The organism is Microcoleus sp. AT3-D2, from assembly GCF_036705715.1.
Lineage (GTDB): Bacteria > Cyanobacteriota > Cyanobacteriia > Cyanobacteriales > Microcoleaceae > Microcoleus.
The window spans coordinates 41,742-57,814 of sequence record NZ_JAUBVE010000025.1 but is presented as its reverse complement, the minus strand read 5'-3'; the positions used below and the strand labels follow the sequence as shown (position 1 = coordinate 57,814).

The window sequence follows — 16,073 nt, the reverse complement described above, 5'->3', positions numbered from 1 at the left end:
TGATATATGCCTGTTATTTTACAGCACAAATCAGCCCGAAACGAATTAATCCGCTCTGATATCCACGGCTCATCAATCCGAGAGCAAGTGCTGCTTGAATAGTCGTCCAACCACTCGTTAGCAAACCCCAAATCGCGCTCGGAGTCAAAGCAGAATCGATCACCACATCCCAAAAAGGAGCAACAGCTTTTGACCAATCAGCGGTGCGAATACTTGTCAAAGGCAAACTGCGGACAATTTCCTCGTATTCCGGCAAAGAAATCACATAAGGCAAAGCATAAACCCGGTAAATTTCTGCCAATTCCTTTCTCTCTTCATCAGTTAATTCTCCCGCCGTTTCTCCCACCGGGCGGTGACACCAAGTAGCCAAAATCAAAGTTCCTCCCGGCTTGAGTACGCGGCAGCATTCCTGCAAAAACTTAATTTTGTCGGGCATATGTTCGCCACTTTCGAGCGACCAAACCAAGTCGAATGACTCATCAGGAAAAGGCATATTCAAAGCATCTGCAACCAAAAAATTCACATTGCTTTGAGCATCGGCAATTTTAGCGCGTTCCGTCGCTCTGTTTGCCTGTACCGGACTCAGAGTAATCCCGGTAGCTGTAACGCTACCGCCCGTTTTATTTGGTTCGGGCGATCGGCTAAAATCACGATCGAACCCGCCATCCAACTTTAAATTATTTTGAGCGATCAAACTAAACTTTTCGGTCAAATACAGCGTGCTGCCGCCGATCCCGCAACCGACATCGAGAATGCGGTAAGATTCACACAGTGCCTTCTCTGACGGTACTTCAGCCCAAGCCAGCAGTTCTTCTATCAAATCTATCTGAGCCTGTCGGCGCTCTTTTTTCAAATTGCCATCTGGGCCGTAGTAACCGTGGTGCATATGTTCGCCCCACACCTGCTCCCACAAACCGCTAGAAGCGTCGTAAAGTTGCTGAATTTGCTGGTAAAGTGTTGATGTCATCGCCGGATCGCAAGTTATTAAAGGAATTCTACCGTTATTTTCCCGATGTTGTCATAGAATTTGGCGATTGAGTTCGATCGACCGCAGGCACTCGCCAGACAGAGATGTCCTTATTTGAAGCCCGAGGATCTATTTGTGGGTTCCCTCTAAAACCTCAAATCTAAAATCTAAAATCGATTTGTGGTTCCCTCTCAAATCTAAAATCTCAAATCTAAAATCTAAAATCGAATGACTGTCTCGCGAACCATTTGCTTGGGCTTTCTCGCCGTCATCACCGTAGGTGCTCTATTACTGATGATGCCCTTTTCCACAATTGATGGAACTTGGAGCGATCCAATAACAGCACTGTTTACCTCTACTTCCGCTGTCTGCGTCACGGGCTTGTCGGTGGTTGATATCGGAAAATATTACTCTTTTTGGGGGCAACTGTGCCTACTTTTACTGGTGGAAATAGGAGCCTTGGGCTACATGACAGCCACGACTATCTTGCTGCTGTTATTGGGCCGCCGCTTTGGCTTGAAAGAAAAAATTGCCCTGCAACAATCTCTCGACAAATCCGGGCTAGCCGGCGTAGTGCAACTCGTGCAGTCAATTCTAGCAACAACCGTTTTGTTTCAATTAACGGGAGTGTTTTTGCTGATGTCGGTTTTCGTCCCAGAATACGGATTTAAAGACGGTCTGTGGTTGGCTATATTTCACAGCATTAATGCCTTTAACAACGCCGGTTTTAGCCTCTACTCAGATAGTTTTATAGGCTACGTTAGTTCGCCTCTAGTTAACTTCACAGTTTGCGGTTTAATCATATTTGGAGGAATCGGCTATCAAGTAATTATGGAAATGTACCTGTGGCTGCGCGATCGCTTGAACAAAAGTCTTATCTGCACAGTTTATTCCCTGAACTTCAAAGTCGTTACCAGTACAACTGCTGTGCTTTTGATTTTAGGAACGCTAGCCTTTCTGGTGCTCGAATACGACAACCCAGGAACTTTCGGATCTCTAAATTTTCCTCAAAAGGTGATGGCCGCTTGGTTTCAATCTGTTACTCCCCGCACGGCGGGATTCAATACAATTGACATTGGCAAAATGAGCGAAGCCGGGCTATTTCTGACCATCGCGCTGATGTTTGTCGGCGCCAGTCCTGGCAGTACCGGCGGCGGAATCAAAACCACAACTTTTAGGATATTGTTTTGCTGTACTACAGCAGTTCTCGAAGGCCAGGAAGATGTGGAGTGCTATCAGCGTCAAATCCCGCCAGCAATGATTCTGAAAACTATTAGCGTAGTCTTCGGTTCTCTGTTGGTCGCGTTCACATCTGCAATTTTAATTGAGCTGACCAATCCCGAACTAAAATTTATCGAAGTGCTATTTGAAGCAGTTTCAGCTTTTGCCACGGTCGGCCTTTCCACAGGGATTACAGCCAAGATTTCAGTGATCGGTAAGCTGGTTTTGATTGCTACAATGTACATAGGTCGTGTTGGCGTGCTGATGCTGATGAGTGCCGCTGTCGGCGACCCCAAACCCAGACCTTTTAAGTATGCTGAGGAAAGTTTGTTAGTCGGATAAAAAATCCTGCCTCGTTGCTGATAATCTAAACAATGGGTGACAACCCAAATCAACTTTTACTACTTACCCAAAAATCAAAAGGAGGCGGCGCTGTCTCTGCTAAAATTTAAACAGCAAGACCCTCAGCGCTGGATATTCAGTGAACCTGTCATCTTTAAATTTTTTTCGCACTTTGCGCGCCGACAACAAGCAGTTTGCAGTTATTGGTTTGGGACGCTTCGGCAAAGCTGTGTGTTCTACTCTGCACGGTTTGGGTTACGAAGTCCTGGGAATTGACACCGATGAAAAAAAAGTAACTCAAGCTTTGAACGATCGTATTGCTGCTCACGTTTTGCAGTTAGATTCTACTGAGCCTAGCGCTCTTCAGGAAGCAGGTATATTTGAATTTGAAACAGTGATTGTTGCAATCGGCAATTATCTAGGAGAAAGCATTACCACCACCTTAAATCTTAAGGAAGGCGGGGTACGTCACGTAATAGCCAAAGCTTCTTCGGAAACTCACTTAAAACTGTTGAAAAAAATCGGCGCAGATCATGTAGTTTTTCCCGAACGAGAAATGGGCTGCTCTTTGGCCCGCCTTCTTACAAAACCCAGCATTTTAGAACGCTTTGACCTCGACCCAGCTCACAGCATCGTTGAGTTGCTAGTTCCTGAAAAGTTTGATGGCAAAACCATCTCGGAATTGGAACTCCGGCGCAGGTATGGTTTGAATTTGCTAGCAGTCGGTCGTGCCGACAAGTTCGAGATCAATCCGCAGCCCAGCGAACGCTTGAGCAAAGGCGAGGTGATGGTAGTAATTGGTTCTAATAAAGATATTAATCGCTTGCCAATTTAACAGCTCGCCATTTTACGCACCTACAGGAAAAGTCCTGGACCTATAAACCCAGTTTCTTGGGTTCCGAGTGTCGAAGTCCTCAGCAAGTGGTGCGGGATGTGTCAAAATTTCAGGCCCTCATAAACCCGGTTGATCTTAGATCAACCGGGTTTTTCTGTCTATCTTTATGTTCTAATTTTTAACCGAAATATCTAAATTGAATTTCACCAATTTTAGGGTTGGTTCCGCCTTTGCGACCCCCTCTGAGAACTTAGCCAGACAAATCGCGAAAAATTTCAACAAACTAGCAGCACTCGATCATCGCGCTCCCGCAAATCATAGGAGCGCTAGCCCTCAAAATTCAGCCGACTTTCAAGATTTTTTGCAAATAAGCTTTGCCGAAAATCAGCACCGCCAATACTAGAGCGAGTTCAACAGGCCAAGGACACACCGCTACCAACCAAATTAACGAACACATTCCAATAATTGCAGCTATGGGAGCCGGAATTCCGTCTAGCGTTCTGTTGTCAGTCCCGGCAGTCACCCACCAAGCAATCAAGCATACCGTCAACGGAATCAAGCAACTTGTGATCATGATTTTTACCCCATCAATTTTTTTACATATGGCATCTGAGCATATTGTAACAATACATCAAACATTCGGAAATGCACCATCAATTGCGATAAAATTTAAGGTTAGGTAATTCATACGCTGGGGTGATAAATTTTTTGAATTTTTAGCTTCGCCTCTCTCCGAAGGCAGAATTAGGCGGGCATTAAGCATGATTTGGGGATTTTTATTTCGGCAGAAGTGCTTTTGTTTTATACCTTGAGATGAATTGCGATGGGCCGATATCTGCAAGTTATACTCATGATTGCAGTCATTTACTGTAGAGCGTGAATCAATGCTGGGCAAATTTTTTCGCAAGCCAGAATTAGAAAACAGCGATCGCGTCCCGCCGGGTCAATACCTCGCCAACGGCTTTCCTGTCCTGACCTACGGCGATACACCCTCCGTCAGCATAGAGAGTTGGGAATTTAAAGTCTGGGGATTGGCAGAACCAAAAACCTTCACTTGGTCGGACTTCCAGGCCATGCCCCAAAGTAACTTTACTGCGGATTTTCACTGTGTCACTCGGTGGTCAAAACTCGACGTGCAGTGGACGGGAGTCAAAGTCACAGATTTTATGAAGTATGTAGAAGTCGATCCAAAAGCTCTGCACGTCCTGGAACACTGCTACGGCGGCTACACTACCAACATTGCGATCGCCGACTTCCTCCGAGAAGAAAACTTTTTCGCCCACACCGTCTTCGGCGAACCTCTATCCGCAGACCACGGCGGCCCGATGCGGCTGGTAGTTCCCCACTTGTACGCTTGGAAAAGCGCTAAATGGATTAACGGCCTGGAGTTTACAGAAACCGAAGAACTCGGTTTTTGGGAACGCAACGGCTACCACAAGCGGGGCGAACCTTGGGCAGAGGAACGTTACAGCGGTTTGTTTTGATGCGGGCGATGGGAACCAAGGACTTACCCAGAGCTTCTCTATACAATCTTTGTTGAGAGGCAATCCGGTCTTTTACCGCTTCAATCTGCGGAAATTGCATCTCCTCGATCGCATCTTTGGGATATCTCACGCCACGGGCTCTATTTAATTCAACCCAAATACGTAGACCCAACGATCGCATTTTGTAGGTAATTTACCCGATAGATAAACTACTTTAACTCCCCTACACAAGCCCCAAAAAACAAATATTGCCAGTTTCTGGCTAATAGAAAACTTCTGGAACTATCAGTACCCACGAATATTACCGTATTTATACTTAAGTGTTTCCTGTTGAGTATTGAGACTTGAGAATATAATAAAAAATTAGTCTAAGCCCGATCCAAATCAGTTTGACTGGCCCGCGCTCCCATGCCCGCGACTGCAAGGTTTCAAGCCACAATATTTATAATTATTTAGTGGGTATTATGAGGGAGCGATCGCCCGCAGATAGATGCGACCGACAGCATTTGTGAAGGTTATGTAAAGGCTTGATAAAGAATATGTCAAAATTCACCTAAAGTGAACCAAATACAAACAAAGTATCGCATAATGAAAATATTAAGACCATCGCACAAAAGGAACAGGTTATGAATACCAAACTCTTATCCGCCCTCACAGCTACCGCCGCCGCCACAGCTCTGTTTGGCGCCGGAACTCCTGCTCAAGCCTTCTCCTTTGGTACCAACGGCATCCAATTCGGCCAAGATACAAGTATCAAGTTTAGCTTCAAAGAATCTCACGGTATGTACCAATCCTCTTTGGGCATCTACAGTGTGGAGAACTCGGCGGTCTCTCTAGTTAAGACCCTGTTTTCGGAAACTAAATCCTCAGACAACCAGTGGGAAAACGAATGGAAAGGAACTCTGGGCAATACAGTCACGGGTCCTGGCTCAGTAGTATTCACATTCCTGGCAAATCAAATTTACACTTTGGGACTCGACAGCGGCTGGGGTGGCAGTGTCTACTCGAGCTCAAGCTTGAACAGTGGCAGCCAGCAAGCGGTGTTTGGCGCGCAATCGCAACTGTGGGACGAACTCGACAAAGAAAGCACGAACGTCTTCCAAGCTGCCGGACAATTCACAAATGGAACAGGTTCTCTGTTTAACGGAGGCACGCTAATTGGCTTGGACGATCGCGGTAACAGCAACGACAAAGACTTCCAAGACTTCACAGTGAGCGCAGAAGCAGTTCCCGAACCGATGACAATGACTGGTTTGGCTCTCGGTTTGGGTGGCTTGGTTGCAGCACGCCGCCGCCGCGCTAGCAAGACGACTTCATGATTTTTTTCAACCGGAACAATTTCCTCAATGACGTTTGACAAAATAAAATTCAATTAGGAGGCGCGCTAATGAGAAATCGGCTCGCCTTTTGCTTGATTTAAAAAGTCAGAAGGGAGAAGTCATATCAATTCTGGTTGCACTCCTCATGATTGTTGACTGTTGACTGTTGACGGGCGGGTCGCCAAACTGAATGATGGTTGAGTGTTGGATGTTGACTCGATTTTACGCCCGACGATGAAGCGCGGATTTGATATCAGGGTGAAGTTCGGCAACGCCCAGTGTAAGGGATTTAATGGATTTAACGGATGGGTGTTGAGGGAAGAAGTCAAGCGTGAAGCAAAAGGATTGTTCCCACTCTCCCACTCTCCCACTCTCTCGCTCTCCCAACTCAAAATTCAAAACTCACGGTAAATTGTTCGATCGTACAAAGTCACCAGTACCGGTTAAGGAATTTTAATATCCGCCCGGATGCACGCTACTTTAATCGCCAGTACAACCCTGGTGTTTGTCCGTCGCACCTGTGCTTGTTCGCGCAGCGTCCAATACCCGACAATAAGATGCAAAGAACCATCCTTAAAGCCTGAAGTATCAACATCATAGGCTAAATTTAAAGGCAAGTTAGTTCGCCTCTGGAGCAGGCTTATTAGTAAGCTGTTGTGCATTTAAATTGTATATTGAGGGCGGATTATCCTGCCCAATCCCTACTCCCCACAAAAGTAAAAATTTATTTGACTATGCAATTTAAATGCGGATTAGCTTGCCCGCACTGAATTGGTAAATACGATCGCCTTCGGCATGATAACTCGTTCTCCCCGATCAATAATAATTTGAGTTGAACGCCGCAAAATCTTTTCAACAGTACCTTCAAAGCCTTCTACAATTATCCGATCGCCCCATTGAAACGATTCGTGCAACAGCAACAATATTTCCGCTAAAAAGTATTTGAAGATGTCTTGGAACGCGAAACAAATCCCTACTGAACAAAGTCCTAACCAACTGATCATATCTGCAGGCCGCCAAGCTGGGAACGCAATTACGCAGGCGCTCAAACTGCCAGCAGCCCAAGTGAGAGTGTCAATCGATTTTCGATTTTCGATTTTCGATTTTCGATTGAAGCCTTGACCCCACGGATAAATTCGGGGGCTTGTATCCTGGATGCTTTCGGTCAAATAATTGAAGAATGCCACGCTAACACAAAAGATTGAGATCGATCGCCGGACAGGAATGTTTGACTCTGGCTGTGCAGGTGACTCCATCGACTAGCTCGCTAATCATTAAAACACAATCAAAATTTAAGATTAGCCTCGCCGCCCCCGATCAAGTAAAATCACAGCACTTGCCCGCCGATGGGTTAATCTGCTAAAACTAACAAAGTTTGATGATTTCTCAGAAATAACATACATGGTTGCTACATCCGTCAAGATTAAACACGAAGTCAAAGACTTGTCCCTCGCCCCCTTGGGAAAGCAACGCATCGAGTGGGCCGGCCGGGAAATGCCCGTTTTGCGGCAAATTCAAGAACGCTTCGCTAAAGAAAAGCCTTTCGCTGGCATTCGCTTGGCTGCTTGCTGCCACGTAACCACAGAAACCGCTCATTTGGCAATCGCCATCAAACTCGGCGGTGGCGACGCCGTACTGATCGCCAGCAACCCCTTGAGCACTCAAGATGACGTAGCGGCTTGTTTAGTTGAAGACTACGGCATTTCCGTCTTCGCCCTCAAAGGAGAAGACGCGGCTACCTACGAACGTCACGTCTACACAGCCCTAGACCACCGCCCCAATATTATCATCGACGACGGCAGCGACGTGGTAGCTGCCCTAATCCAGCACCGCCCGAACCAAATTTCCGACTTGATCGGAACTACCGAAGAAACTACCACAGGCATCGTGCGCCTGCGGGCAATGTTGAAAGACGGTGTGCTGACTTTCCCCGCAATGAACGTCAACGACGCCGACACCAAGCACTTCTTTGACAACCGCTACGGCACCGGTCAATCTACCCTAGACGGCATTATCCGCGCTACCAATATTTTGTTAGCCGGTAAAAATATTGTGGTTGCAGGTTACGGTTGGTGCGGCAAAGGTACGGCACTGCGCGCCCGTGGTATGGGTGCTAACGTAATTGTCACCGAAATTGATCCGATTCGGGCGATCGAAGCAGTGATGGACGGTTTCCGCGTCATGCCGATGGACGAAGCCGCAACAGTCGGAGATATATTCATTACCGTTACCGGCAACAAACACGTCATTCGTGCCGAACATTTCGAGACAATGAAAGACGGCGCAATTGTTTGCAATTCCGGTCACTTCGACATTGAAATTGACCTCAAATCCCTCGGCGCAAAAAGCACTGACGTGAAAACAGTCCGGTCTTTCACTCAAGAATATCACCTCAATAATGGCAAGTCGATTATTGTGTTGGGCGAAGGTCGTTTGATCAACTTGGCAGCCGCCGAAGGACACCCCAGCGCCGTGATGGATATGAGCTTTGCTAACCAAGCTTTAGCCTGCGAATATCTAGTTACGAACAAAGGCAAACTAGAGCCTGGTATTCACTCAATTCCCGTGGAAGTTGACAAAGAAATTGCCCGTCTCAAATTGGAAGCAATGGGTATTCACATTGATACCTTGACTGCCGAGCAAATTGAGTACACAAACTCTTGGACTTCGGGCACTTAATCATCGTTTATGGTTCCCACGCTGTGCCGGGGAATGAATACAAGGAGGCTCTGCCTCCCTCATGGGGAGTCGAGGCAGAGCCTCTAGATATTTGTTCCCCGGCTGTGCCTGGGAACGAGCGATGACTAATGACTACTGACTTCTTCTTACCAAATTATTAAATCAAAATGGTTGAATGGATAACTAACACAATGCAGTCGATGGGCTATTTCGGAATTGGCCTGTTGATGTTTTTAGAAAATCTTTTCCCGCCCATACCCTCAGAATTGATTATGCCGCTGGCAGGATTCACGGCATCAAAGGGTGATGATATACAGTTAGTACCGGCGATCGCAGCAGGAGTAATCGGTACAGTTCTGGGGGCGCTTCCCTGGTACTATGCTGGTAAATTATTGAGCGAAGAACGCTTGAGCAGTTTAGCCGACAAATACGGCAAGTGGATCGCTGTATCGGGCGCCGATATTGACAAAGCAAATAGATGGTTTAACAGACACGGCAACAAAGCCGTGTTTTTGTGTCGCCTCGTACCGGGAGTTCGCACCCTAATTTCCCTTCCGGCTGGCATCAATAATATGCCTTTAATTCCTTTTTTAATCTACTCAACAGGCGGCACTCTTTTATGGGTAAGTTTCCTGACTTTTGCCGGATATAAACTAGGGGAAAATTATACACTTGTAGAGGATTATCTCGGCCCGGTTTCCAAAATAGTTGTGGTGATTATAGTCATCTGGTGTATTTTGTGGATTGTGAAGAAGAATATGCAAAAAGAATAAAATTTTAGATAAATGCAGACATCCCCAAAAACATCTGCGTTTATCTGCTATTATCGGCGGTTAAAAATCAATTTATCAAAAATTCATAGAAATATTTAGGAGGGATTGAAGTTTAGGCAGATAATCGTGGCAAAATAGGGAACATTCCTATCCGCACTGTTAAGATATGTACGAAAAGATTGTAGCCCCGACAACAGGTTCTAAAATTACTTTCAAAGACGGTTTGCCGATCGTCCCCAATGACCCAATTATTCCCTTCATTCGCGGCGACGGTACCGGCGTTGACTTGTGGCCTGCATCCCAGAGAGTCATGGATGCTGCGGTACAAAAGGCTTACGGTGGCGATCGAAAAATCAACTGGTTTAAAATCTATGTAGGCGACGAAGCCTGCGATGTCTACGGTACTTACCAATATCTGCCCCAGGATTCCTTAGACGCCATCAAAGAATACGGAGTCGCCATCAAAGGGCCACTGACAACGCCCATAGGCGGCGGAATTCGATCGCTAAACGTAGCTTTGCGGCAAATCTTTGACCTTTACGCCTGCGTGCGACCCTGCAAATATTATGCTGGAACACCATCGCTACACAAAACTCCTGAACTCCTAGATGTAATTATTTACCGGGAAAATACAGAAGATATTTACCTCGGAATTGAATGGGCTAAAGGCAGCGAAATCGGCAAAAAATTGATTGAATTCCTCAATAATGAGTTAATTCCTGCAACACCAGAACATGGCAAAAAACAAATTCGCCTCGATTCTGGAATCGGAATTAAACCCATTAGCAAAACAGGTTCTCAGCGTTTAGTACGGCGCGCCATTACCCACGCTTTACGGTTGCCTAAAGATAAGCAGCAAGTGACTTTGGTGCACAAAGGCAACATCATGAAATATACTGAAGGAGCTTTCCGAGATTGGGGTTATGAATTAGCAACCACCGAATTTCGCCAACAGTGCGTAACTGAAAGAGAGTCTTGGATTCTGGGCAACAAAGAAAAAAATCCCGACATTAGCTTAGAAGATAATGCTCGCCAAATAGACCCTGGATACGATGCTTTGACGCCAGAAAAACAAGCCAAAATTCGTCAAGAAGTAGCCGACGTTCTGTTTGCAATTTGGGACAGTCACGGCAGTGGCCAGTGGAAAGAAAAAATTATGGTCAACGACCGAATTGCTGACAGTATTTTCCAACAAATTCAAACCCGACCGGCCGAGTATTCGATTTTGGCGACAATGAATCTGAACGGGGATTATTTGTCCGATGCGGCCGCCGCCATTGTGGGTGGATTGGGCATGGGCCCAGGCGCGAATATTGGTGATGAATGTGCAGTTTTTGAGGCGACTCACGGCACTGCACCGAAACACGCTGGTTTGGATAAAGTCAATCCCGGTTCTCTGATTTTGTCCGGGGTGATGATGTTAGAATACATGGGATGGCAGGAAGCAGCAGACTTGATTAAGAAGGGTTTGGGAGCGGCAATTTCTAACGGTGAAGTTACTTATGATTTGGCGAGGTTGATGGAGCCGCCGGTGCCTGAGTTGAAGTGTTCGGAGTTTGCTGAGGCGATTATTAAGCATTTCGCCGATTGAGTTCCTCGGTGCGCCAACAATTGAGTGCTGAAAGCAGGTCAGAAAATCATTCCAATCCTGAATCAGCAGTAGCTTTTAAACAACACCGCGATCTTCTATGTATTGGTACACTTGCCAAAACAGGGATAGCGGTGTTATAAAGTTCTTGAGTCCCATAGCAATTCTCACTCATTAGCGAATAATTAGTTAGGGTAGGCAAGCAAGGGGGTAAGCGCAGGGAAGTTCTCCTAAACCAATCTCGCGAATAATTATTATGACAAATTGTACAGATACTGGAGTTTTTATGAAAAACAAAGAGAAAACTGATACGATGCGGGTTTTGATTCTGGCGGATGTTTGCAATCCTGAGTGGCCTTCCTTACCGGTGGTTGGATATAAATTTGCGCGTGCAATCAGCCATTATGTTGATGCTACGGTTGTTACTCAAATTCGGAATAAACAAAATATCGATAAAGTCGGGATGGGTAAGGCTAAAGTCGTTTATCTAGATACAGAAAATGTTGCTGCTCCCATTCAAAATCTAGCTAATTTACTAACCGGTGGCTCAGAAAAATCCTGGACTATTAGGACAGCGCTGGGTTATTTCAGCTATCTCGCCTTTGAGTGGGAAGTATGGCAGCGCTACAAGCAAGAGTTGCAAAGCGGGCATTTCGATGTCGTTCACCGGATTACCCCGATGTCGCCCACGCAGCCAAGTCCTATGGCAGCTTGGAGTCCTATTCCTTTTTTGCTAGGGCCTCTCAACGGCGGGCTGCCTTGGCCGAAAGCTTTCACAACTGAGTTGAAGCGGGAACGCGAGTGGTTGAGCTATGTGCGAAATGCTTACAGGTTAATGCCTTTTTACCGCTCTACTTATGAACGTTCAGCAGGAATTCTGGCGGCATTCGATCACACGATCGTAGATTTGCCAGTCTCAGCGAGATCGAGGACAATTAATTATGCCGAAGTTGGCATCGATCCCGAATTGTTTAAGCTGCCAGAACGCTCTAGCAGCGAACAAGTGACGGTACTGTTTGCCGGGAGGCTTGTTCCCTATAAATTGCCAGAAGTTGTCATTCGTGCTTTCGCTAACAGTTCGATTTTGCAGCAGCATAAATTAGCGATCGTTGGGGACGGACCCGAACGTCCTAGACTAGAACAATTCATCGCAGAACACAATTTAGGCAACTGCGTTAAACTTTTAGGTCAAAAAACCCAAGCTGAAGTGGGAGAATTAATGCGCCAAGCAGAGATCTTTGCTTTTCCCTCGATTCGCGAACTGGGGGCTGGCGTTGTGGTTGAAGCGATGGCCTGCGGTATGGCTTGTGTTGTAGTTGACTACGGCGGACCCGGTGCGCTGGTAGAGCCCGATCGGGGGATTAAAGTTCCTATGGATAATTTTGACACACTGGTAAAAAATTTTACCGCAGAACTCGAACAGCTTGTCGCCGATCGCGCTCGTATTGCACGCATGGGCATTGCAGCCCACAATTACGCCATGAATCACTATTCCTGGGATGTTAAAGCTCAGCAGATGCTGCAAGTTTATCAATGGTTAGCAAGTCATGGCAGTGTCAAACCGGATTTTGAGCTACAGTCAAATACCTTGTGACGGCTCGTCAAGTTTAATTCTCAGTTAGGACTTCCGCCAACTGCCATGCCGCGCTCAACGGCGGGACGCTTTTGCACGGTTTCTACCCAACGTTTGAGGTGGGGGTGGTTGTCGAGGGTTAATCCTTGAAATTCGTAAATAGCAACCCACGGATAGGTAGCAATGTCGGCGATCGAATAGTCGCCGCAAATGTATTCATATTTTGCTAGTTGAGTGTCTAATACTCCGTAGAGGCGCAAGGTTTCTTTTTCGTAACGCCCAATTGCATAGGGAATTTGTTCGGGTGCAAAGCGTTTGAAGTGGTTTAGCTGACCAAACATCGGGCCGACGCTGGCCATTTGAAACATCAGCCACTCTATAACTTGAAAGTATTTTTGTTTGTCTGTGGGCAGAAATCTGCCGCTTTTTTCGGCAAGATACATCAGAATAGCGCCAGACTCGAAGACGGTGATGCCGTTATCTCGATCGACTATCGCCGGAATTTTGCTGTTGGGGTTGATTGCAATGAATTCTGGGCTAAATTGGTCGTTTTTTGTGATGTCGATGACGTGCAGGTTGTAGGGTAAACCTATTTCTTCGAGCATGATCGAGACTTTGCGACCGTTCGGGGTGGTAAAAGTGTAGAGGTCAATCATAGTTGTGATGTTAAGTTGAAAGTTTGCAAGGCAGGAAATAACCCGATATAATATCACAATTTGGACGAGAAGTGCGGATTTTTGATCTATTGTGTTAAAATTCTATTCTAATAATATAGCAATCCTAAATCAGTTTCAATAACTGCTTAACTGGTTCCCAAGCTCTGCCTGGGAACCGATGTAAGCGAGGCTCTGCCTCGGCTGCGACAATGGAGGCAGAGCCTCCGGATATGCGTTACCAGGCTCTGCCTGGTAACGAGTATAATCATTTAGGATTGCTATAGAAGAATAACGATCGCTCGAAATGGACATTCTTGAAATTCTCAAAGAAGATTATCAAAGATTTCCCGATAATCAGACTTACAGCATCTATGCAAAAGATGTTTATTTTAAAGATCCGGTGAATCGATTTACAGGAGTCGATCGCTACCGCAAAATGATCGGGTTTATGGGGACTTTTTTTCAGGATGTAAATCTCGATTTGCACGGGATTTCGCGATCGGGAGATACTATAGACACTCGCTGGACTCTGAGCTGGATCGCACCGCTACCTTGGAAACCGAAAATGGCGATCGCCGGTAGGAGCGAACTCAAAATCAACAGCGACGGTTTAATTGTTTCTCACATCGATTATTGGGACTGTTCGCGGTTGGATGTGATCAAACAGCTTGTATTTCCTCTGAAAACTAATGTTTGAGAAATTTTATTAGGTTTTTTAGCAATAAAAAATAGTGTTTCAAGAGCGAGATCCCTTTTTTAACCGCAGATGTTAGCAGATCAACACAGATGAACGCTGATGGATTTTTATTTGTTGCAATTGATATCTGAGATAAGTAATTTGAACTAATCTTGAAATGGCAGCAATTTCCTGGAACACGGGAAATGTGCTGGGTTCAGCGGCTGCTTGTCGCCAAAATTAATTCCCCCACTAAATTAATCTCTGTTACAGAACGTTACAATAAAGAAGTAAAGAATTTTCAGGCGAGCTAAACAATCAATGCGCTTAATTTTAATGACCGGAAAAGGCGGCGTCGGCAAAACCTCCGTAGCCGCTGCTACTGGGCTGCGATGTGCGGAATTGGGATACAAAACCCTAGTGCTGAGCACAGATCCCGCTCACTCCTTAGCCGACAGCTTTGACATGGAACTGGGACACGATTCGCGGCTGGTGAAACCGAATTTGTGGGGAGCCGAATTAGACGCTCTCAGGGAATTAGAAGGCAATTGGGGAGCCGTTAAGCGCTACATTACTCAAGTCTTGCGAGCACAGGGACTCGAAGGGGTGCAAGCTGAAGAATTAGCCATCTTGCCAGGAATGGATGAAATCTTCGGTTTAGTACGAATGAAGCGGCATTACGACGAAGGCGAATTTGATGTTTTAATTATCGATTCTGCTCCGACGGGAACAGCATTAAGACTGCTAAGTTTGCCGGAAGTTGGCGGCTGGTACATGAGAAAATTTTACAAGCCACTGCAAGGCATATCAGCCGCCCTTCGACCTTTAGTTGAACCTATTTTTAGACCAATTGCGGGTTTTTCTTTACCAGACAAAGAGGTGATGGATGCACCTTACGAATTTTACGAACAAATCGAAGCTTTGGAAAAGGTTTTAACTGACAATACTGTGACTTCAGTAAGGTTAGTTACCAATCCAGAAAAAATGGTAATTAAAGAGTCTCTGCGCGCTCATGCCTATTTGAGTTTGTACAATGTAGCCACCGATTTAGTAGTAGCTAACCGGATTATTCCTGCAGAAGTAACTGACCCATTTTTTAAACGGTGGAAAGAAAGCCAGGAACAGTACCGTCAGGAAATTCACTCAGATTTTATGCCGCTGCCAGTTAAGGAAGTGCCACTTTATTCAGAAGAAATGTGCGGTTTGGCCGCTTTGGAACGGTTGAAAGAAACGCTTTACAAAGACGAAGATCCAAGTCAAGTTTATTACAAAGAAAATACGATTAAGATCGTGCAGGAAAACAATCAATATAGTCTTGAACTGTATTTGCCCGGAATTGCTAAGGATCAGATCCAGTTGAGCAAAACGGGAGATGAGTTGAATGTTCGGATTGGGAATCACCGCCGTAATTTGGTGTTGCCGCAAGCTTTAGCGGCGCTGCAACCTTCGGGGGCGAAGATGGAGGATGATTATTTGAAGATTAAGTTTGCTTAACAACACTTACGCACTATCAACCTAAAAAACCCGGTTTCTAGGAAAAATCGTGGATTATCCCTTGAGATATTCACGCAGAAACCGGATTTTTTCCCCGCCTGCAGGTAGATGGTAAACGCATCTAAATTAATTTGACAAAAAAGTGGATTTGTGCATTACTAAATAACTAAAAAGACCTTCTTAAAATTCTTAACTTTAACCCCACTTAAGCAGATTCAATCAAAACTTTAAGAATTTCTAAAGTTTTTAAAGCCGGATAAATTTCACAAGAGATGGGTATTATATCGATTCCGGTTGCACCGCCCGTGATGGTTGACTGTTGACTGTGAGTCAGAAAAATGAAAATTGCGCGAATTATTTGTTGCCAGCTTGATTTGACTTTACGCCCGACGATGAAGCGCGGATTTGATATCATCCCAGCGCAGCCGGATTTGATATTACAGGGGTCTTGCCAAAACTCGTCTAC

At 45.6% G+C, this 16,073-nt stretch carries 16 protein-coding genes; 10 read left to right on the top strand and 6 right to left on the bottom strand.

Annotated features, from left to right (window positions below; translation table 11 throughout):
- Positions 1 to 13: 13 nt before the first annotated feature.
- Positions 14 to 967, bottom strand: a complete 954-nt coding sequence (locus QUB44_RS13620) for a methyltransferase domain-containing protein (protein WP_333368059.1) — start codon at positions 965 to 967, stop codon at positions 14 to 16.
- Between the two features lie 228 nt (positions 968 to 1,195).
- Between QUB44_RS13620 and QUB44_RS13615 the strand changes: the two genes are divergently transcribed.
- Both QUB44_RS13615 and QUB44_RS13610 read left to right on the top strand, forming a co-directional pair.
- Positions 1,196 to 2,530, top strand: a complete 1,335-nt coding sequence (locus QUB44_RS13615) for a TrkH family potassium uptake protein (protein WP_333368056.1) — start codon at positions 1,196 to 1,198, stop codon at positions 2,528 to 2,530.
- Positions 2,531 to 2,669: 139 nt separating this feature from the next.
- On the top strand, positions 2,670 to 3,365 hold the full coding sequence (locus QUB44_RS13610; protein WP_333368053.1) for a TrkA family potassium uptake protein: 696 nt from the start codon (positions 2,670 to 2,672) through the stop codon (positions 3,363 to 3,365).
- A gap of 340 nt (positions 3,366 to 3,705) precedes the next feature.
- On the opposite strand, the gene QUB44_RS13605 is transcribed toward QUB44_RS13610, so the two are convergent.
- Positions 3,706 to 3,939: a hypothetical protein gene (locus QUB44_RS13605; RefSeq protein ID WP_333368050.1), complete on the bottom strand. Its 234-nt coding sequence runs from the start codon at positions 3,937 to 3,939 to the stop codon at positions 3,706 to 3,708.
- A gap of 310 nt (positions 3,940 to 4,249) precedes the next feature.
- On the opposite strand from QUB44_RS13605, the gene QUB44_RS13600 reads away from it, so the two are divergent.
- Both QUB44_RS13600 and QUB44_RS13595 read left to right on the top strand, forming a co-directional pair.
- On the top strand, positions 4,250 to 4,849 hold the full coding sequence (locus tag QUB44_RS13600) for a sulfite oxidase-like oxidoreductase (RefSeq protein WP_333368047.1): 600 nt from the start codon (positions 4,250 to 4,252) through the stop codon (positions 4,847 to 4,849).
- Between the two features lie 626 nt (positions 4,850 to 5,475).
- Positions 5,476 to 6,168 carry a PEP-CTERM sorting domain-containing protein gene (locus QUB44_RS13595; protein ID WP_333368044.1) on the top strand — a complete coding sequence of 231 codons (693 nt, stop codon included), beginning with the start codon at positions 5,476 to 5,478 and terminating at the stop codon, positions 6,166 to 6,168.
- Between the two features lie 443 nt (positions 6,169 to 6,611).
- Here QUB44_RS13595 and QUB44_RS13590 read toward each other — a convergent pair whose 3' ends face one another.
- Both QUB44_RS13590 and QUB44_RS13585 read right to left on the bottom strand, forming a co-directional pair.
- Complete coding sequence (locus QUB44_RS13590) at positions 6,612 to 6,830, bottom strand: hypothetical protein (protein WP_333368041.1); 219 nt, start codon at positions 6,828 to 6,830, stop codon at positions 6,612 to 6,614.
- A 90-nt stretch (positions 6,831 to 6,920) separates the two neighbouring features.
- Positions 6,921 to 7,424, bottom strand: coding sequence for a mechanosensitive ion channel domain-containing protein (locus QUB44_RS13585; protein ID WP_333368038.1), 504 nt, complete (start codon positions 7,422 to 7,424; stop codon positions 6,921 to 6,923).
- Positions 7,425 to 7,569: 145 nt separating this feature from the next.
- Between QUB44_RS13585 and ahcY the strand changes: the two genes are divergently transcribed.
- The 4 genes from ahcY to QUB44_RS13565 all read left to right on the top strand — a co-directional run bounded on the left by ahcY (position 7,570) and on the right by QUB44_RS13565 (position 12,802).
- Positions 7,570 to 8,847: an adenosylhomocysteinase gene (gene ahcY / locus QUB44_RS13580; RefSeq protein ID WP_333047387.1), complete on the top strand. Its 1,278-nt coding sequence runs from the start codon at positions 7,570 to 7,572 to the stop codon at positions 8,845 to 8,847.
- 167 nt (positions 8,848 to 9,014) lie between these two features.
- Positions 9,015 to 9,620, top strand: coding sequence for a DedA family protein (locus QUB44_RS13575; RefSeq protein ID WP_333368035.1), 606 nt, complete (start codon positions 9,015 to 9,017; stop codon positions 9,618 to 9,620).
- A 166-nt stretch (positions 9,621 to 9,786) separates the two neighbouring features.
- Entirely contained in the window at positions 9,787 to 11,211 is a 1,425-nt protein-coding gene (locus QUB44_RS13570) for an NADP-dependent isocitrate dehydrogenase (protein ID WP_333368032.1), read from the top strand.
- A 283-nt stretch (positions 11,212 to 11,494) separates the two neighbouring features.
- Positions 11,495 to 12,802 carry a glycosyltransferase family 4 protein gene (locus QUB44_RS13565; protein WP_333368030.1) on the top strand — a complete coding sequence of 436 codons (1,308 nt, stop codon included), beginning with the start codon at positions 11,495 to 11,497 and terminating at the stop codon, positions 12,800 to 12,802.
- A gap of 20 nt (positions 12,803 to 12,822) precedes the next feature.
- Here the strand turns inward: QUB44_RS13565 and QUB44_RS13560 are convergent, their stop codons facing one another.
- Positions 12,823 to 13,437: a glutathione S-transferase N-terminal domain-containing protein gene (locus QUB44_RS13560; RefSeq protein ID WP_333368027.1), complete on the bottom strand. Its 615-nt coding sequence runs from the start codon at positions 13,435 to 13,437 to the stop codon at positions 12,823 to 12,825.
- Between the two features lie 304 nt (positions 13,438 to 13,741).
- On the opposite strand from QUB44_RS13560, the gene QUB44_RS13555 reads away from it, so the two are divergent.
- Together QUB44_RS13555 and QUB44_RS13550 are read left to right on the top strand one after the other, a co-directional pair.
- The gene (locus QUB44_RS13555) at positions 13,742 to 14,134 is read left to right on the top strand and encodes a DUF2358 domain-containing protein (protein ID WP_333368024.1); all 393 of its coding nucleotides are present in this window, start codon (positions 13,742 to 13,744) and stop codon (positions 14,132 to 14,134) included.
- 300 nt (positions 14,135 to 14,434) lie between these two features.
- The gene (locus QUB44_RS13550) at positions 14,435 to 15,607 is read left to right on the top strand and encodes a TRC40/GET3/ArsA family transport-energizing ATPase (protein WP_172188640.1); all 1,173 of its coding nucleotides are present in this window, start codon (positions 14,435 to 14,437) and stop codon (positions 15,605 to 15,607) included.
- 205 nt (positions 15,608 to 15,812) lie between these two features.
- On the opposite strand, the gene QUB44_RS13545 is transcribed toward QUB44_RS13550, so the two are convergent.
- Complete coding sequence (locus tag QUB44_RS13545) at positions 15,813 to 16,022, bottom strand: hypothetical protein (RefSeq protein WP_333368021.1); 210 nt, start codon at positions 16,020 to 16,022, stop codon at positions 15,813 to 15,815.
- Between the last annotated feature and the right edge of the window lie 51 nt (positions 16,023 to 16,073).

Bases quoted from the DNA above. Each gene is read 5' to 3' on its own strand.
- QUB44_RS13585 (WP_333368038.1), bottom strand. From the start codon at position 7,424: ATGGAGTCACCTGCACAGCCAGAGTCAAACATTCCTGTCCGGCGATCG.
- QUB44_RS13550 (WP_172188640.1), top strand. From the start codon at position 14,435: ATGCGCTTAATTTTAATGACCGGAAAAGGCGGCGTCGGCAAAACCTCC.
- QUB44_RS13590 (WP_333368041.1), bottom strand. From the start codon at position 6,830: ATGCACAACAGCTTACTAATAAGCCTGCTCCAGAGGCGAACTAACTTG.
- QUB44_RS13545 (WP_333368021.1), bottom strand. From the start codon at position 16,022: ATGATATCAAATCCGCGCTTCATCGTCGGGCGTAAAGTCAAATCAAGC.
- QUB44_RS13600 (WP_333368047.1), top strand. From the start codon at position 4,250: ATGCTGGGCAAATTTTTTCGCAAGCCAGAATTAGAAAACAGCGATCGC.
- QUB44_RS13575 (WP_333368035.1), top strand. From the start codon at position 9,015: ATGGTTGAATGGATAACTAACACAATGCAGTCGATGGGCTATTTCGGA.
- QUB44_RS13560 (WP_333368027.1), bottom strand. From the start codon at position 13,437: ATGATTGACCTCTACACTTTTACCACCCCGAACGGTCGCAAAGTCTCG.
- QUB44_RS13615 (WP_333368056.1), top strand. From the start codon at position 1,196: ATGACTGTCTCGCGAACCATTTGCTTGGGCTTTCTCGCCGTCATCACC.
- QUB44_RS13620 (WP_333368059.1), bottom strand. From the start codon at position 967: ATGACATCAACACTTTACCAGCAAATTCAGCAACTTTACGACGCTTCT.
- QUB44_RS13555 (WP_333368024.1), top strand. From the start codon at position 13,742: ATGGACATTCTTGAAATTCTCAAAGAAGATTATCAAAGATTTCCCGAT.
- QUB44_RS13605 (WP_333368050.1), bottom strand. From the start codon at position 3,939: ATGATCACAAGTTGCTTGATTCCGTTGACGGTATGCTTGATTGCTTGG.
- QUB44_RS13595 (WP_333368044.1), top strand. From the start codon at position 5,476: ATGAATACCAAACTCTTATCCGCCCTCACAGCTACCGCCGCCGCCACA.
- QUB44_RS13565 (WP_333368030.1), top strand. From the start codon at position 11,495: ATGAAAAACAAAGAGAAAACTGATACGATGCGGGTTTTGATTCTGGCG.
- ahcY (WP_333047387.1), top strand. From the start codon at position 7,570: ATGGTTGCTACATCCGTCAAGATTAAACACGAAGTCAAAGACTTGTCC.
- QUB44_RS13570 (WP_333368032.1), top strand. From the start codon at position 9,787: ATGTACGAAAAGATTGTAGCCCCGACAACAGGTTCTAAAATTACTTTC.